A 400-nucleotide genomic window follows, 5' to 3' on the forward strand; every position below is an offset into this window, starting at 1 on the left:
GGTAGCAGATGAACAGCCTACAAGCCTGACAGTAACAGCAAATGCAGCCGCTAATGTGGCAGATGTATACTATGTGGTAGATGAAAGCCAGCAGTTTGGTTATACAATAAACTACTATCTACAAAATGAAGACTTCGAATCTTACAGTCTAAAAGAATCATTAACTTTAACTGGTACAACAGGAGAAGAAGTATATGCTGAAGAAAAGGATTATCCTGGTTATTACCTAGACTATTATAATGAAAGTGCAATAGCATCAGGAACAATAAAAGCAGACGGTAGTTTAGTATTGAAGCTGTACTATAACGCATATCCATATGATGTAATATACGACTCCAACAATGGTACAGGAGATATATACGTAGATGAAAAAAATCCATACATCTATGAAGAAGAAGTA

General features: G+C 35.5%; 1 protein-coding gene. It reads left to right on the forward strand.

From position 1 onward, the window contains the following. Positions 1 to 400: hypothetical protein (locus ACESM9_RS13215; protein ID WP_372999539.1), on the forward strand; the 400-nt coding region annotated here is incomplete at both ends.

It is taken from the genome of Lutispora sp., from assembly GCF_041687175.1.
Classification (GTDB): Bacteria; Bacillota; Clostridia; order Lutisporales; family Lutisporaceae; genus Lutispora.